Source organism: Hafnia alvei (assembly GCF_964063325.1).
Taxonomy (GTDB): Bacteria; Pseudomonadota; Gammaproteobacteria; order Enterobacterales; family Enterobacteriaceae; genus Hafnia; species Hafnia alvei_B.
In genome coordinates this window covers 3,336,195-3,352,088 of sequence record NZ_OZ061315.1, presented here as the reverse complement: position 1 = coordinate 3,352,088, position 15,894 = coordinate 3,336,195, and the positions used below count along the sequence as shown (strand labels likewise).

15 protein-coding genes are annotated in these 15,894 nt (G+C 49.0%); 9 read left to right on the top strand and 6 right to left on the bottom strand.

The window, feature by feature from the left end:
- Positions 1 to 53 precede the first annotated feature (53 nt).
- The 4 genes from AB3Y96_RS15965 to AB3Y96_RS15950 all read right to left on the bottom strand — a co-directional run bounded on the left by AB3Y96_RS15965 (position 54) and on the right by AB3Y96_RS15950 (position 5,176).
- Positions 54 to 1,223 (bottom strand): fimbrial protein, encoded by a 1,170-nt coding sequence (locus tag AB3Y96_RS15965; RefSeq protein ID WP_367299669.1) that lies wholly within the window; start codon positions 1,221 to 1,223, stop codon positions 54 to 56.
- A complete protein-coding gene (locus tag AB3Y96_RS15960) occupies positions 1,213 to 3,774 on the bottom strand; it encodes a fimbria/pilus outer membrane usher protein (protein ID WP_367299668.1) in 2,562 nt (853 codons plus the stop codon). The genes AB3Y96_RS15965 and AB3Y96_RS15960 overlap by 11 nt, the downstream gene beginning before the upstream one ends.
- Before the next feature lie 9 nt (positions 3,775 to 3,783).
- Positions 3,784 to 4,476 (bottom strand): molecular chaperone, encoded by a 693-nt coding sequence (locus tag AB3Y96_RS15955; protein ID WP_367299667.1) that lies wholly within the window; start codon positions 4,474 to 4,476, stop codon positions 3,784 to 3,786.
- Positions 4,477 to 4,732: 256 nt separating this feature from the next.
- Positions 4,733 to 5,176, bottom strand: coding sequence for a fimbrial protein (locus tag AB3Y96_RS15950; protein ID WP_367299666.1), 444 nt, complete (start codon positions 5,174 to 5,176; stop codon positions 4,733 to 4,735).
- A gap of 622 nt (positions 5,177 to 5,798) precedes the next feature.
- On the opposite strand from AB3Y96_RS15950, the gene AB3Y96_RS15945 reads away from it, so the two are divergent.
- Positions 5,799 to 6,074 carry a helix-turn-helix domain-containing protein gene (locus AB3Y96_RS15945; protein ID WP_072310546.1) on the top strand — a complete coding sequence of 92 codons (276 nt, stop codon included), beginning with the start codon at positions 5,799 to 5,801 and terminating at the stop codon, positions 6,072 to 6,074.
- A gap of 59 nt (positions 6,075 to 6,133) precedes the next feature.
- Here AB3Y96_RS15945 and narP read toward each other — a convergent pair whose 3' ends face one another.
- Both narP and narQ read right to left on the bottom strand, forming a co-directional pair.
- Positions 6,134 to 6,766, bottom strand: a complete 633-nt coding sequence (gene narP, locus AB3Y96_RS15940; RefSeq protein ID WP_072310547.1) for a nitrate/nitrite response regulator protein NarP — start codon at positions 6,764 to 6,766, stop codon at positions 6,134 to 6,136.
- Between the two features lie 85 nt (positions 6,767 to 6,851).
- On the bottom strand, positions 6,852 to 8,534 hold the full coding sequence (gene narQ, locus AB3Y96_RS15935) for a nitrate/nitrite two-component system sensor histidine kinase NarQ (RefSeq protein WP_367299665.1): 1,683 nt from the start codon (positions 8,532 to 8,534) through the stop codon (positions 6,852 to 6,854).
- Between the two features lie 425 nt (positions 8,535 to 8,959).
- On the opposite strand from narQ, the gene napF reads away from it, so the two are divergent.
- The 8 genes from napF to nudK all read left to right on the top strand — a co-directional run bounded on the left by napF (position 8,960) and on the right by nudK (position 15,841).
- A complete protein-coding gene (gene napF, locus AB3Y96_RS15930) occupies positions 8,960 to 9,484 on the top strand; it encodes a ferredoxin-type protein NapF (protein ID WP_072310549.1) in 525 nt (174 codons plus the stop codon).
- Positions 9,481 to 9,747: a chaperone NapD gene (napD, locus tag AB3Y96_RS15925; RefSeq protein ID WP_025797488.1), complete on the top strand. Its 267-nt coding sequence runs from the start codon at positions 9,481 to 9,483 to the stop codon at positions 9,745 to 9,747. Before napF ends, napD begins: the two co-directional genes overlap by 4 nt.
- The gene (gene napA / locus AB3Y96_RS15920) at positions 9,744 to 12,236 is read left to right on the top strand and encodes a nitrate reductase catalytic subunit NapA (protein ID WP_072310550.1); all 2,493 of its coding nucleotides are present in this window, start codon (positions 9,744 to 9,746) and stop codon (positions 12,234 to 12,236) included. The genes napD and napA overlap by 4 nt, the downstream gene beginning before the upstream one ends.
- Positions 12,237 to 12,257: 21 nt before the next feature.
- Positions 12,258 to 13,010: a ferredoxin-type protein NapG gene (gene napG / locus AB3Y96_RS15915; protein ID WP_025797491.1), complete on the top strand. Its 753-nt coding sequence runs from the start codon at positions 12,258 to 12,260 to the stop codon at positions 13,008 to 13,010.
- On the top strand, positions 13,010 to 13,876 hold the full coding sequence (gene napH / locus AB3Y96_RS15910) for a quinol dehydrogenase ferredoxin subunit NapH (protein ID WP_072310588.1): 867 nt from the start codon (positions 13,010 to 13,012) through the stop codon (positions 13,874 to 13,876). The genes napG and napH overlap by 1 nt, the downstream gene beginning before the upstream one ends.
- 38 nt (positions 13,877 to 13,914) lie before the next feature.
- Positions 13,915 to 14,334 (top strand): nitrate reductase cytochrome c-type subunit, encoded by a 420-nt coding sequence (gene napB / locus AB3Y96_RS15905; RefSeq protein WP_247650364.1) that lies wholly within the window; start codon positions 13,915 to 13,917, stop codon positions 14,332 to 14,334.
- 11 nt (positions 14,335 to 14,345) lie between these two features.
- Positions 14,346 to 14,972, top strand: a complete 627-nt coding sequence (gene napC, locus AB3Y96_RS15900; RefSeq protein WP_072310553.1) for a cytochrome c-type protein NapC — start codon at positions 14,346 to 14,348, stop codon at positions 14,970 to 14,972.
- A 266-nt stretch (positions 14,973 to 15,238) separates the two neighbouring features.
- Positions 15,239 to 15,841 (top strand): GDP-mannose pyrophosphatase NudK, encoded by a 603-nt coding sequence (gene nudK, locus AB3Y96_RS15895; RefSeq protein WP_367299664.1) that lies wholly within the window; start codon positions 15,239 to 15,241, stop codon positions 15,839 to 15,841.
- The last annotated feature ends 53 nt before the right edge of the window (positions 15,842 to 15,894 follow it).

Sequence of the window (15,894 nt, the reverse complement as noted above, 5' to 3'; positions counted from 1 at the left end):
GTAAAATTCATACAAAAATATAGCGTCGCCCTGTCGAAACAGGACGGCGAATTTTAGCGCAATTCCATTTTGACTGTAACGTTACCTTCAAATTTTCCAGGTTGTGGGCGATTTGAGGTAGTACTGACCGGTGCTGCTTTCATGCTGATTTTGCCATTTCCCTGTGTATCCAGCGTGACGGGCAAATCAAGCGAACCATCTAATACCACATTGTTATCATTTTGATCATACATGCGCACGCCAACATCATTGCGATTAAGCATTCTGGCAATTAGGTTATTGCTGTCTGGAGTAACGCCTTGATCGGCGCTAAGGCTAAATTTGATCTTTCCTGCGTTCGCTGCGGCAGGATCGTCGCAGTGGTAGGAGATATCAACGTTTTTAAGCGTGTAGCTAGCCGGTGGCTGGCCTTGGGCAACGAATTGCGAGGTCACAATATTGCCTAGTTGCACTTCAATCGTGCTGCCTGCATTAATCGTACAGGTGAGCGGTGCGGAGATTTTGCCTGATATCCGAATATTAGAGACCTGTTTGGTATCGCTGAGAGAGCAATAGTTACCCATAGAGAGACAGGAATAATTTTGGGCAACAATCGTTGGTGGGATGATCTCTTCGCCTAAAATGGCTGTTTTAACGTAAACGCTGAGGGCGATGACATTCCATTTAAAGCCTCTTTTCGTTGTACTCCCATCAGTAGGTCGGGTTGCGTCACTGCAAATGTCGGCAGTACCTTCAGTGGGTTTTAGCGATGGTTCGTTAACTTTAGCCATACTCGAGAATGGAGTTGGGTAAGTGTTGATGCTGATTGGCTGTAAACCGCCTCCGTCTGGTGAGTTTATTGAGTCGGTATAGCCAGTGATGTCGACGTCGAGATGATCGGTTAAATAACCATAGCCAGTTCGCCCTGAAGGAAGTGTGCTACCAACCGCCGTAGTTTCGTAAATGATAGTGTTAGAGTAAAGATTCTTTGGACAAGCACAGTTGGCGGTTACCGATGGCCCATCACCGATAATATGGTCATTAATATTAATCGTGCTCCCATTCTTGTTTTGCCCAGACGGTATTTCGCTGTTGATATTAATGCTGTAATCAGCAAGCGTGGAGAAACATCCTTGCAGCACGGTTGTTGCTGCCTGTGCAAACATGGGGAAAAGTATAAATAGTACAAGCAAGATTTTGATTCCCGCACGGTGCACGCTGCGAGTTGGGGTTTTATTCTGCATGATTTGCCTCCGGCTTGCAGAGTGCGCTGGTCTGACGAATTCCGTTAGGTGCTGAGTCAGAAGAGGGGGACAGGACGATACTGGCATGGCAGCGCTGTTGTGCAGAACTTCCCCATGACACGGTCAATGGAATGTTTTCACTAACGCCTGAGAGATACAGTACGCCACGATCGTCAACGATACCGCTCAAAGATAATCCGTCGACGCTGGCTATCGCCCCAAATGGAATAATGCGGCCATCCGGTCGAGTTAATGAGATCAGCGCGCGATAACCCACATGCGCTGTAAACTGTGTACTAACTGCGGCGCTGCGACTAGGAACAACCGTCATCGTTGTTTCATCCGTATCTACATCATCTGGCAGGCTGGTGGTATCGATATAGATAATATTTTCCTGATAAGGCGTTAGAGAAGGGATGATGGCATTGCCAAAGTAGTCGGTTTGTACGCCGCGCTGATTAACAAAACGAACGCCGGATGCGCCTTGTGCGCTGACAATCGCAAACTGATCGCCTAAAGGTTGAGACAGCGTGACACCACTTGGATGAGCAACAACGGCTCCGCTCACGCCGTAGGTTAGCTGCCGAGAGTTGTCGGATGCGTAGTAATAACCCGCATTCAGATTGGCGTATTGAGATCGGTAGCTGCCATAAAGACTACTATTGTCAGTGCCGTCATGGTTGGTGTGGCTCTGTTGTAATGAGTAGCTCAGCCGATCGTCGTCAAGCAAGGTTCCGTTAAGTCCAACGCTATGGCTGGTGTCACCCTGTTTGCTGGTGCTGAGGTTATAGCTAGCCCAGCTTTTGGGCAGCCAGTGTGATAACGGAATGCTGAAGCTTAGCGACAGCATCTGATCGTTCGCGCCATCGCTGGTTTTGCTATAGGTGTAAGCAAGGTTAACGTTGACGTCGCCTATCGTGCGGTTGATGCCCGATGAAATGCTGCGTTCTTTATGCTTAGTTTGCCAATAATCTTGTTGATAGGCTGAAAGATATATACTGCTGTCCAGTACGGTCTGACTAATATTTAGCTGAACTCGACTGCGTTTGTTGTACCGGAATGACCAGTCTAAGTCGTTATTGCTGTCAGCATATTTTTCATTAGCATCGGCAAAATTATAAAAACCACTGGTGGAATAGCGATAGCTCGCCAGTGAAAAGTTAGTGTCCGTTGCCTCTATTTTCTTGGTGTACATTAAGCGCCAAGACTGCCCATCGTGCTGTTCGTTATTATCCAACCGCGCACGAGCCCAAGTTACATCGGTTGAAATTGAGCCCAAATCGCCCAGAACGATGCCAATACCGCCGTTAACCGACTGATAGTCTGATGAAAGGGTAGAACCACCGAAAAGAGTGAGGTAATTATTAAGGCCGTAAATCGCGCTGCCCTGTGCAAACAGCGGTTCATTAGATGCCTGATTATCATCCGCACGATAGCGTGCGAGCGTCATTTCATAGCGAACATTGCCCGGACGTTGCATGACAGCCACGCTGGAGTAAGGCTGAGTGAAACGATGTTCAGTTCCGTCCGCTTCTTTGATGGTGACCTCGAGGTCTGCGCTGTTGGTCGTTGAGTACAGATCCCTAATTTCAAACGCGCCGGGTGCCACGTTAGCCTGATAAATAACGTAGCCATTCTGGCGGATTGAAACCTCCGCATTAGAACTGGCTATACCACGAATGATTGGCGCAAATCCCCGCTGGTTATACGGCAGCATTTGATCGTCAGAAGCAATGTTGATTCCGCGAAACTGCAGGCTATCAAAAACATCGCCCCGGGTGCTGTTTTCACCCGCAATAAACTGTGCTTTTAATTGATGGATATCGTGCTGGATCCACGTATTAATCGTCTGCCACGACTGTGAGTCATCGGATTGTCGCCATGTTGAATAGTTTCGTAAGCGCCAGCCGCCTAGGTTAGCTCCGCTGCGCAGGTTGAGGTATTGGCTGCTATTACTGTTGCTTCCCGTGTTTTCACGCTGTGAGCCAGAGAATGAATAATCGGCAAACAGTACGGGCACGCCGTCATTCCAGCGCGAAGGATCGATGTTTTCATTATGATGCTCATCAATGGCCGCCTGCGGCATGCTGATGAGTAATGTCATGGTATTAAAATCGAACGTTGCCGCGGCAAAAGGAATGTAGTCACCAATAGATTCGCGCAGTGGTTCGCTTTCGGGGAGTTTTGCCAGCTCTGGGTAGGCATCTACTCGTACTCCCCACTTGCGTAGCTGCTGCGGTGTCAGCTGTGGCTGTAGTGCACCGCTTTTGCTGTTAATGTAGGTGACTGATTCCTCATCAACATTCTGTTTATTAATATTTATTTTTGTCTGATAGGTGCCGGGTAACTGCCCATTCTCTTTTGAAAATAGCGATAAATCGATATCCTGCCGTGATAATTCATCCCCCTCAAGCGAGGAGGGCGCAAAGTAAAATTCTTGTGCGTTGACGTTACCCATGGCCACCATAAGCAAACCGCTTAAGGTTTTTAGCATTGGGTGGAATCGCCGAATAGGGCGGGAGACGTTCAGGCGCAGTCCGTTAGCAGCCATTAAGCACCATTAGTCCTGAGTTAAACTTGATGTAAATTCATCTGACGCATTACCGTAGTCAGTAATACAGCGCCATGTCACTTTCGAGCCATTAGCCGTGCCGGGAAGCTGAAATTGCGCCGTTGCTTTCGGGGCTACCATCTCGGTGGTTTTTAATGATGTCGTATTCAGTTTTAAGGTATCGAAAACGCTGTAGTAGTCGCCATTATTTGTAATCTGTAACTGATTTGCCTGCCGGCTGAATTTTAGATTCTTGCAGGCATCAATAGGAGTGCCGCTTAGCCCCGTGGGTCGCCAGAATAATTTCAGCCGTGTTTTATATATCAGTCGTAGAACATTTTTCTCATCGTCACTTTTTGCCATCGCCGGGATAGTGCGCACATTCATATAAAACAAAGATTCTCTGTCGGTAGGCAACGCTTGGCCTGACCACGTAATACGTAGGTTTTGTTCTTTTTGTGGATCAAGCCTGAAAAGCGGCGGCGTAACAATAAAGGGGCCACGCGTTTTTCCATCACCGGTATCAATCCATGACTGAATAAGCCATGGCAGTTCTTTCTCTGTATTTTTCAGTGAAAGCGCCACTTCTTTCTTGTTTGTGTCATAAATAATACGTGTTCGCCCTATTTGAATCCCTGCTGCGTGGCTGAAGGTAGTAAAAGCAAGAATTACAGAGCAAACTTTCAGCCCGATAAGTCGCATGTAAGAGCCTTTTAATAAATGAAAATAATCTTGGAAAAGCCTATGCAGAATCTGGTTTACCCATATTTGAAATGTTGGCGTGTTATAGTGAAATTGCTAATAACACGCCAGATAGAATAATAAGAAATTAACGGTAAAGGATATTCACCGTTAAATCAGCATCTGCAGGCCCTGCGGTGACAGATTGGGCGAATGATATATAACGTGCGTTAAATGATGCGCTAATCGTGTCTGTTGTATTCGATGCTAATTGTATCTAAACCTGTCCCTCAGACCCATCAAATTTGATCCGGTCTGTACTTTGACCATCAGCAGGACTCATTGCAATGCCAACACCCGTTGCAGCGGTTGTACCGCTGGTGGTGATTTTGCTGACATCCAACAAGGTATTAGAACCTGTTAATGCGGTGCTGCCCGTAAAGGTTAGTTGAACGGCAGCGAGCCCCGCGCTGGTCAGCGGGCAGTCCTTGAGAGTGATAGTAAGAGGTACGAGATCTGTCTCTACCCCTGGGGCGGTGAAAAGCGACGTCGGGTAGGTTCCTAGCGGTACCGTAGAAGAGTTTGTTCCTCCATCGCCTTCGATAACACAGCTTGGTTCAATGATTTCACCGGTAAAATGAATTTTCCCAGCATCCATCTCTGCGGCAAACGCAGTTGCCGATGATAGTGCCATAATGGCGACAAATAGATTCCGTTTCACTATATTATTCTCCGTAATAAGCCAATTAGGTAATATACTTAAAACTAATTAAAACGACGTCATTGAATCATTAGTAATATAAATTCCATTGGTGTGTGCACTCATGCTTTTCTCCCTTAAATAGTGTGGTAATCCATGTTACACAGCTAATGGTGAATGCTTGCCTAGTGCCAAAGTTATTAAATATATAAGCAATTCTATTGGAGGTTCTTTTTAATTCATTTTTAGGAATATAGCAATAATAGCACCTGAATATATTTTAGGCAGAAATATCCATATCAATTGATTTATTATCTATTTTTTGCACGATGCGAGTGATTTTTATCATTAACGATCATGTTTTGTGATGAAATCCCATTAATATATTTAATGAATAGATCTTTCGGTTGATTAACTCTCATAAGAGTAAGTTTTAATTAAATATAATTTAAATAAAAACCAATATTTAAGATTAATTAATAATAACTCGATGTATCACAATATCTTTGGGTTCTTATCACGTCCAATGCCGTTGATTTCTGCCTTGTTTCCTTTTCTTTCTTGCTAAATTACCTACAATACCTGTGTCATTAATCATTTTTGGCTCTAACTTCTGCCATTGGTGGGTAAATTAGGAGAACAAATGGACTTTAACCCCGTGTTTGCGCGACGTTTATACCTCTGTTGGTTGATTAGCCATCTGGAGAAGCCGAATGTTCCTCATCTTATGCAGGTGACCGGCTGGCCGCGTAGAACCTTACAGGATGTGATCAAAGCGCTGCCGGGAATGGGTATTGAACTGGATTTTGTCCAAGAGGGCGTACGTAACAACGACGGTTACTATCAGTTGAAAAACTGGGGGCCGCTTAACGAAACGTGGATTAAAAAGCATGCTGAACAACTGCTGGCTGCAATTTAATCAATGAATTCGTGGAGAAGGGTGAGCGACAGCCATTTGGTTATCGCCCATTGTCGGTATTATTGGTTTTTGTGCTCTAAATACAAAACGGTTGCCGCCACGCGTGAGCGTACGTTGAGCTTGCGCAGCAGGTTGCGAATATGCACTTTTACCGTCTCTTCGGAAATATGCAGCTGTGAAGCGATTTGTTTATTAGACAGTCCACGAGCCACTTCCTGCAGTACATCGAGTTCGCGCTCAGTCAGATCGGCAAAGGGATCGGTTAACTCAGAGCGTGATGCTAAATATTCGCAGATGATGTCACTAAAGACGTTTTTACCGCTTGCGGCCTGATGGATCTGCGATAGCAGCGTTTCCGGCTCGCTATCTTTCAGTAAATAACCATCTGCACCTGCATCAACTAACGCATAGACATCACTGCGTGAGTCTGAAACGGTGAGAATAATGATGCGAGCATCAATGCCTTCGTTGCGCAGCGCTTTCAGGGTATCTAAACCCGATAATCCTTTCATATTAAGATCTAATAAGATCACGTCGGGTTGGGCGCGGCTGGCCAATGCAATCGCCTCGCTGCCGCTGCTGGCCTCTGCAACCACGTTAAAGGCAGGATCGAGTTCGAGTAACTGACGAACTCCGCGGCGCATAAGCGGATGATCGTCCACGATCATAACTGCGTAGCTTTCATTTTCCATAAAATGCTCCGAAATAAATAATAGGGGCGGTTATCCGTTGCCTATTACCATTAAAATTTAATTAAACACGAGTTGTTGCTGACCCTCAGTGCTGAAAAATCAACGAAACTTCTGTACCTGCTGGAACCACCGTGCGGATGGTAAGTTCACCGCCCAGTCGCGTCGCTCGCTCGGCCATAATTGTCAGACCGTAGTGTCCATTGGGTTCTTCAAGGCTGGCTATCCCAACGCCGTCATCTTGAATACTGATCACGCTTTCGCCTTCTGGCCCGTAGTGACAGCGTATTTCGATGTGTTTTGCCTGAGCATGTTTGATGGCGTTGAGCACGGCTTCGCGCACAATTTGCAAGACGTGAACTTGCTGCTGAGCGTTGAGTGACTGCGAAGAAAGCGCACAGTTTAGCGTAATAACGGCGTCAGTTTGCAATTTTAATGGCGCTAATAGCTGATGTAAGGCCTCACGCAAATCAGCTTCCTGAATAGTTAAGCGAAAAGTGGCCAATAATTCACGCAGTTGGCGATAGGCGTCAGACAATGCTTGAGCAAAATCACGAATGATTGCCTGAGCCTGTGTGTTTTCGGCCGGGATGGAGCGTTTGAGCAGCGTTATCTGAATACGTAGGAACGAGAGCGCTTGGGCCAAAGAATCATGCAGCTCACGCGCAATCGTCGCGCGTTCTTCCATCAACAATAGCTGAACCTGCTGCTTTTGCGCCCGGTTGAAATAGACTCCTCGGCTAAGCATATTGGCGACGTTTTGCATTAACTGCTGCTGGGGATGTTGGTGCTGAGGCCAGCGTAATTCCCCTAAACGATGCCCATCAAGCATCAGCGATATGGCTGATGTGGAAGCCAAGTTGTCAAGTTGCCCACTGTGTAATAGCCAACGGCCATTGCCGCTGTCATGAACTTCTAATTCTAGAAAATCTAAGGCTTCACTGGTACGTACAATGTTGAGCACCTTCTCAAAACTGGGCTGGGTGATTTCGCTGACGGTCAGTGCTTGAGAGCAATCAAATAATACGCCAAGTGATTTATTTGCCTGTGTCAGACTCTCCGTCTTCTCCTGAACTTTGTCCTCAAGAGAGCGATACAGCTTTTCAAGCTCGCTCGACATTCTAATGAAGGTTTTTGATAACACACCAATTTCGTTGGGGAGGTTAACGTCCAACTGCATCGGAGAGAAATAGCCGTTTTGCATGCGCTGGCTGGCATTCAGCAGCTTATTCAGCGGGGACACCACTTCTCGGCGCGTGGTGCGGATCGCAAACCAAACCAGCCCGATGATCATCAAGACGCCTAGCAAACTGATCGCCGCCACTTGCTGCATTTTTTGCTCGGAATAATGCTGAAGTACCAAGACAAAATGATCGATTTGGCTGACATGACGAGCCACATGGGCAAGGTATTGATCGCTATTGCCTGCTTTAAGCTGCTGGTCTAATAACAGCCAAGTTTCCAGTAGGTGTCTATACTCTTCACGAACAGAAGATGGAACATAAAAGCGATCAAGCTTTTTCAACGCCGGAGCCTGCATAGATTGCTCGTACTCTTCGAGATGCAGGGCAACATCATCAGGATGGTTGGTTAAATCATAGGCTAGCCGATAGCTTTGCATACGCAGTGAGCCTGCAATATTCACCGCCTCGGCATCGCTTAAACTGCTTGCTACGGTAACAAGTGCGATGCCGGTCGATAAAACCGAGAGGATCACAATAGCGGCCAGCGTTTTAGCCAAGGTGCTGGTAACCGAACGTTTTACGAGCAATCTAAGATACCTATTTAGTATGACAGCGATAAAAAGGGCGTAAGAGCGTCATCATTTTTGCGCAGGTGCTTAATAAATGGGTTATTAGTACCGTTCTGTTTATTGATAACAGGATGCCCAAACAATCGTTATATAAATCAGTAGATAACGGAATGTGGTTGCAGGGGCTATACAGTGCGCGAAAACTCAGCAAAAGGATTGATCTCGCGCAATCGATACCCACAATTACCTATTTAGGGGGATTATAACTCATCCTCTAATCCGCATACTTTATGCTTAGAAAAAACCTATATTTCTGGTCATTAGCTAAATAAGAATTATTACTAACAAAAATCTAAAACAATATCGCTGACCAGCAATATCTTTCATTTTTATTGGTACGTATTTTTCATCAGGATGGATGAGCAATGTCACCGGAGTTACCCATGACTACGCTTTCTCGGCGCAATCTACTCAGCGCTCGTTGGCGCAAACCCGCTAGCGCACAGCGTCCACCTTGGACAATCCCTGAGCCTGCTTTTATTGCAGGCTGCACGCGTTGCCATTCCTGTATTGAACAGTGTGAAACCGGTGTGTTAATCGCGGGAGATGGCGGATTCCCCGCTATCGACTTCCATCGCGCTGAGTGCACGTTCTGCCAGCGTTGTGCTGATGCCTGTGAATTACCGCTTTTTGAACTTGAACGCACACCGCCTTGGACTATTCAGGCAGAAATTCAGACGAACTGCCTAACGCAAAAAGGCATTGAATGCCGCAGCTGTCAGGATGCCTGCGAGCCTTATGCGATCCGCTTTGCACCGCATTTGAGCGGAATTGCCAAACCAACGGTTGATTTAGATAAATGTACCGGCTGTGGCGAATGCGTTCGCGGCTGTCCGGTTGATGCTATTCGAATAACGCCGGCGGCGCAGCCTGAAACGCGCGACGCGGTAGCAAGGAATGAAGTATGAGCAATGAGATGTGGCACGTATGTGGATTGGTGGTTCAAGCCAAACCTGAAGCCGTACCCGCCGTCGCAGAAGCTCTGGCCGCCATGCCAGAAACTGAAGTGGCAGCGACAGAACAAGAAAAAGGCAAGTTAGTGGTTGTCATGCAAAGCGAAGATTCAAACGCATTGCTAGACAGAATTGAGTCAGCGCGCAATGTGGCAGGTGTGCTGGCGGTGTCGCTGGTTTATCACCAGCAGGATGAGCAAGGTGAGGATACGCCATGAAACTCAGTCGTAGAGACTTCATGAAAGCCAACGCCGTCGCCGCTGCAGCAGCAGCTGCAGGGCTGACCATTCCGACCGTCGCGAAAGCGGTTGTCGGTGGGGCTGATGAAATTAAGTGGGACAAAGCGCCGTGCCGTTTTTGTGGTACCGGTTGTGGTGTGTTGGTTGGTACGCAAAATGGTCGCATCGTGGCTTCCCAAGGGGATCCAGATGCACCGGTTAACCGTGGTCTAAACTGCATCAAAGGCTATTTCCTGCCAAAAATCATGTACGGAAAAGACCGTCTAACGCAGCCTTTGCTGCGTATGAAGAATGGTCAGTACAACAAAGAGGGCGAATTCACGCCGGTGACCTGGGATCAGGCCTTCGACGTGATGGAAGAGAAATTCAAAACTTCGCTGAAAGAGAAAGGCCCAACCTCGGTGGGTATGTTTGGATCGGGTCAGTGGACCGTATGGGAAGGCTATGCCGCTTCCAAACTGTTCAAAGCGGGCTTCCGCTCTAACAACATCGACCCGAATGCGCGTCACTGTATGGCGTCGGCGGTCGTTGGTTTTATGCGTACCTTTGGTATGGATGAGCCGATGGGCTGCTACGATGACATCGAACAGGCCGACGCTTTCGTCCTGTGGGGCTCAAACATGGCGGAAATGCACCCGATCCTCTGGTCGCGCATTACCAACCGTCGTTTGACCGACCAAAATGTCAAAGTGGCGGTTCTTTCTACCTTTGAACACCGCAGTTTTGAGCTGGCCGATAACCCGATTATCTTCACCCCGCAGTCTGACCTGGTGATCCTGAACTACATCGCAAACTACATTATTCAGAATAATGCGGTCGATCAGGAGTTCATGAAGCAGCACGTGAATATTCGCAAGGGCGCAACAGATATCGGTTACGGCTTACGCCCAACCGATCCGTTGGAAAAAGCCGCGAAAAACCCGGGCAGTGACGCCTCCGAGCCAATGAGCTTTGAAGACTACAAAGCATTCGTGGCGGAGTATACGCTGGAGAAAACGGCTGAAATGACCGGTGTGCCAAAGGATTCCCTGGAGTCGTTGGCTAAGCTGTATGCCGATCCAAACATCAAAGTCGTCTCCTACTGGACGATGGGCTTCAACCAACACACGCGCGGTGTTTGGGCCAACAACCTTTGTTACAACATCCATCTGTTGACCGGCAAAATCTCCAAACCGGGCTGTGGTCCATTCTCTCTGACCGGTCAGCCGTCAGCCTGTGGTACTGCGCGTGAAGTGGGGACGTTCTCCCACCGCTTGCCTGCAGACATGGTGGTGACCAACGAAAAACACCGTCAGATCGCTGAAAATACATGGAAACTGCCAGCGGGTACCATTCCAGAAAAAGTGGGTCTACACGCCGTAGCGCAAGACCGTGCGCTGAAAGACGGCACGCTCAACGCTTACTGGGTGATGTGTAACAACAACATGCAGGCTGGGCCAAACATCAACGCTGACCGTATGCCGGGCTGGCGTGATCCACGTAACTTCATCGTGGTTTCCGATCCGTACCCAACCGTCAGCGCTTTGGCCGCCGACCTGATTTTACCAACCGCAATGTGGGTGGAAAAAGAAGGGGCTTATGGTAATGCCGAGCGCCGTACTCAGTTCTGGCATCAGCAGGTGAAAGCGCCGGGTGAGGCCAAATCTGATCTGTGGCAGATGATGGAGTTCTCCAAACGCTTCAAAGTAGAAGACGTTTGGCCTGCGGAGCTCATCAACAGTAAGCCAGAGCTGAAGGGCAAAACGTTGTTCGACGTGCTTTATGCCAACGGCAACGTCAACAAATTCAAGCTAGAAGAGATCGCAGCCGATCAATTGAACGATGAATCACGCGATTTTGGGTTCTACGTGCAGAAAGGGCTGTTTGAAGAGTACGCCTCATTTGGCCGCGGCCATGGTCACGATCTGGCTCCGTTCGATGAATACCACAAAGCGCGCGGTATCCGCTGGCCAGTGGTGAACGGCAAAGAAACCCTGTGGCGCTATCGCGAAGGGTTTGACCCGTTTGTTAAAGCAGGCGAAAGCGTGCGTTTCTACGGCAAACCAGACGGCAAAGCGGTTATTTTTGCACTGCCATTTGAGCCAGCGGCTGAAGTTCCTGATAAAGAATTCGACCTGTGGCTCTCTACCGGTCGCGTGCTGGAGCATTGGCATACCGGTTCGATGACGCGCCGTGTGCCTGAACTGCACCGTGCGTTCCCGGAAGCGGTGCTGTTTATTCATCCTTTGGATGCTAAACAACGCGGCCTGCGTCGTGGCGATAAAGTGAAGGTTATTTCTCGCCGTGGCGAACTGGTTTCTATTGTTGAAACCCGTGGACGTAACCGTGTACCGCAAGGACTGGTTTATATGCCGTTCTTCGATGCCGCTCAGTTGGTGAATAACCTGACGTTGGATGCAACCGATCCGCTGTCCAAAGAAACTGACTTCAAAAAATGTGCGGTAAAAGTTGAAAAGGTGACTGCCTAATCAGGCAAGGAGCGTTACCTGATGACGAAACAACGAGATAAAGGGCCTGCGCGCCGTCGCTTTTTACGCGATGCGGTGCGCAGTGCGGGTGGATTAGCCGGGCTGGCGTTGGTTCTGGGATTGCAACAAAAGCAATCACAGGCGCGTGATGGCTTAGCGTTGCGTCCACCGGGAGCCTTGCCAGACGGTGAGTTTGAGCGCGCCTGCATTCGCTGCGGGCAGTGCGTTCAGGCTTGTCCTTACGACACGCTGAAGTTAGCGACGCTGCTGTCGCCTTCTTCGGCAGGCACCCCTTATTTTGTTGCGAGACAAACGCCTTGTGAAATGTGTGAAGACATTCCTTGTGTGGTGGCTTGTCCGAGCGCGGCGCTCGATCCCAAACTGACCGACATCGATGATGCGCGGATGGGATTGGCGGTGCTACTCGATCATGAGAACTGCCTGAATTGGCAAGGCTTACGCTGTGATGTGTGTTACCGCGTCTGCCCATCGATTGATAAAGCCATCACGCTGGAGCTGCATCGCAACGAACGAACCGGCGTGCATGCGAAATTCTTGCCGACGGTTCACAGCGATGCCTGCACCGGCTGCGGAAAATGCGAACAGGCCTGCGTACTGGATGAGGCGGCGATCAAAGTATTGCCGCTCTCGATTGCACGCGGAGAGCTTGGGCAGCATTACCGTTTGGGATGGGAAGAGAAAGCGAAGGCTGGACACTCATTAGTTCCGTCCGGTACCCAGCTACCTTCACGTATGCCGCAGGGAGGTGAATGATGGCGAACAGTGCAAATCAGGCCGGTCTTGAAGCACGCCAACGTCACGGTATTATCCGCAGCCATCGCTGGCTGCTGCTACGCCGTTTAAGCCAACTGATGGTTTTGATGATGTTTTTATCAGGGCCGTGGTGGGGAATTTGGATTTTAAAAGGGAACTACAGCGGCAGTTTACTGCTAGAAACCGTTCCTTTGACCGATCCATTAATGATGTTGGAAAGCGTGTTTGCCGGGCACTGGCCGGCGCTCACGGCTTTGGCGGGAACATTGGTCGTGGTAGTGGCCTATTCGCTGATAGCCAGTCGCGCGTTTTGTGCCTGGGTTTGCCCGTTAAATCCAGTCACTGATTTAGCCGCGTGGATGCGGCGCAAGCTGAATATCCGCCAATCCGCTTCACTGCCACGGACCCTGCGCTATGGCATTTTGCTGGCGGTGCTGGCGGGAAGTGCCATCAGTGGCACCTTGCTGTGGGAATGGCTGAATCCGGTAGCGCTGCTTGGGCGGAGCCTGATTTTCGGCGCTTTTGGCGGCCTTTGGCTGATTCTTGCGGTGTTCCTGTTTGACCTGTTGGTAACGGAGCATGGTTGGTGTGGCCACATTTGCCCGATGGGCGCGCTGTATGGCGTGATTGGCGCTAAAGCGGTTCTCCGTGTTAGCGCTGAACATCGAGAAAAATGCACGCGCTGTATGGACTGTTTTCACGTTTGTCCAGAGTCTCAGGTGTTACGTGAGCCTGTATTAAATAACGATCATAGCCCGCTGGTACTGAGCAAAGATTGCATCAGCTGCGGGCGTTGCATGGATGTGTGTGCCGAGCACGTATTCGAATTTAAGAACCGATTTCATCGTTCGGGAGCTAAAGAATGAAGAGCAATGTCCTGAAAAAGCACGCTTCGCTTTGGGCAATGTTACAGGCCGTCGTGCTGTCATTGTCTGTGGCTGGTGCCGTATATGCGGCCAGCGACGTCGATTTAAGCCAGTCACCGGAAGTTTCGGGAACGGCAGAAGGGCAGATTAAAATGCCTAAGCAGCAAGAGCGTATGGCGCTGAACTATGTAAACCAGCCGCCGATGATCCCGCATAGCGTAGACGGCTATCAGATCAGCAAAAATACCAACCGCTGCCTGCAATGCCACGGCGTTGAGCATTACCGTACCACCGGCGCACCGCGCATTAGCCCAACTCACTTTATGGATGCCAACGGCAAAGTGCTGGGAGAGGTGGCTCCACGTCGTTACTTCTGCCTGCAATGTCACGTACCACAAAGTGATGCACCACCGATTGTGGGTAATAGCTTCCAGCCCGCACCGGGCTTTGGGCAGTAACAGGAGCCGCTATGCTGGATAATAAAGAAGTCAACAAGCCGACCGAGCAGAAAAAACCGGGCATGATTCGCCGCGTGTGGCAATGGTGGCGCCGTCCTAGCCGTTTGGCTTTGGGCACGCTGCTGCTGCTGGGTTTTGTCGCCGGGATTATTTTCTGGGGCGGATTCAATACAGGTATGGAAATGGCGAATACGGAAAAATTCTGTATCAGCTGCCATGAAATGCGCGACAACGTGTATCAGGAATATATGGATACCGTTCACTACACCAACCGCAGCGGTGTGCGTGCTACCTGTCCTGATTGCCATGTCCCACATGAGTGGGTGCCTAAAATTGTACGTAAAATCAAGGCGAGTAAAGAGCTGTATGCTAAAGCTTTTGGCCTGATTGATACGCCGCAAAAGTTTGAAGCGCATCGCTTAGTCATGGCTGAAAACGAATGGGCGCGCATGAAAGCCAATGATTCTCAGGAGTGTCGTAACTGCCACAACTTTGAATACATGGATTTCACGGCACAGAAAACCGTAGCAGGAAAAATGCACGATCAAGCTATTCAGGACGGAAAAACCTGTATCGACTGTCATAAAGGGATAGCGCATAAGCTGCCTGATATGAAAGGGATCAAGAACGGGTTTTAAGCGTTCTATGGTGCTGGCATGAGATTAGGTATGTCCATGGGTTATGGCTGATTAACCGTATTTTGCCCGTTAATCCATACCGAGTTTTATCGCTATATCGGTGAAGGGGCGCTTTGGCGCCCCTCATTGTACGCCGGTGACTCAGTTTATCGGTGAATGCCGTTGCGGCTAGGCGGACGAAACCTTATCCGGAATGCAGAATCCCCTCCCTCCTACATTGATGTCCCGCACTCGTTGGCGTAAATTGCTCCTTCCGCTCGAATCTCATGAGCCCCGCATTTGTAAGGGAGTTGTACTGCGTGAAAATTGAAATGATCAGCAACAAGGTGTTATCCGATCATTGGGCAGTCCTGCGTCAATACACCTATAATTTAACGCGACATAATGGCGGCACGGTGCGCCAAATGCGCGAGGTCTATGACCGCGGTAATGGCGCTACGTTGTTGCTGTATAGCGTAGAGAAAAAAACGGTCGTGCTCATTCGCCAGTTCCGTATTCCAACCTATCTCAACGGTAACCGCGACGGTCTGTTGATCGAAACCATCGCCGGCTTGCTGGATAACGATGCGCCGGAGGACTGTGTGCGTCGAGAAGCAATGGAAGAAACCGGTTTTGAAGTAGGCCAAGTGACTAAAGTGTTTGAGGCCTATATGTCGCCCGGCGGCGTTACCGAAATTATTCATTTCTTTGCTGCTCCGTACACCAATAGTCAAAAAGTGGCGGCTGGTGGTGGAATAGAAGATGAAGATATTGAAATCTTAGAGCTCCCTTTCCAGCAGGCACTCGAGATGATTAAGAGCGGTGAAATTAAAGATGGTAAAACCATCATGCTGTTGCAGTACGCCCAAATTCAGGGCTGGATGAATTAATCTGCTTATGGCCTAGCGTGAACACGATGGGCCACCCTTTCTGTATACCCTCC

Coding starts and splice junctions, on each gene's coding strand:
- napA (WP_072310550.1), top strand. CDS start 9,744: ATGAAACTCAGTCGTAGAGACTTCATGAAAGCCAACGCCGTCGCCGCT.
- AB3Y96_RS15965 (WP_367299669.1), bottom strand. CDS start 1,223: ATGCAGAATAAAACCCCAACTCGCAGCGTGCACCGTGCGGGAATCAAA.
- AB3Y96_RS15960 (WP_367299668.1), bottom strand. CDS start 3,774: ATGGCTGCTAACGGACTGCGCCTGAACGTCTCCCGCCCTATTCGGCGA.
- napB (WP_247650364.1), top strand. CDS start 13,915: ATGTTACAGGCCGTCGTGCTGTCATTGTCTGTGGCTGGTGCCGTATAT.
- AB3Y96_RS15945 (WP_072310546.1), top strand. CDS start 5,799: ATGGACTTTAACCCCGTGTTTGCGCGACGTTTATACCTCTGTTGGTTG.
- nudK (WP_367299664.1), top strand. CDS start 15,239: ATGAGCCCCGCATTTGTAAGGGAGTTGTACTGCGTGAAAATTGAAATG.
- narP (WP_072310547.1), bottom strand. CDS start 6,766: ATGGAAAATGAAAGCTACGCAGTTATGATCGTGGACGATCATCCGCTT.
- AB3Y96_RS15955 (WP_367299667.1), bottom strand. CDS start 4,476: ATGCGACTTATCGGGCTGAAAGTTTGCTCTGTAATTCTTGCTTTTACT.
- napG (WP_025797491.1), top strand. CDS start 12,258: ATGACGAAACAACGAGATAAAGGGCCTGCGCGCCGTCGCTTTTTACGC.
- napH (WP_072310588.1), top strand. CDS start 13,010: ATGGCGAACAGTGCAAATCAGGCCGGTCTTGAAGCACGCCAACGTCAC.
- napF (WP_072310549.1), top strand. CDS start 8,960: ATGACTACGCTTTCTCGGCGCAATCTACTCAGCGCTCGTTGGCGCAAA.
- napC (WP_072310553.1), top strand. CDS start 14,346: ATGCTGGATAATAAAGAAGTCAACAAGCCGACCGAGCAGAAAAAACCG.
- napD (WP_025797488.1), top strand. CDS start 9,481: ATGAGCAATGAGATGTGGCACGTATGTGGATTGGTGGTTCAAGCCAAA.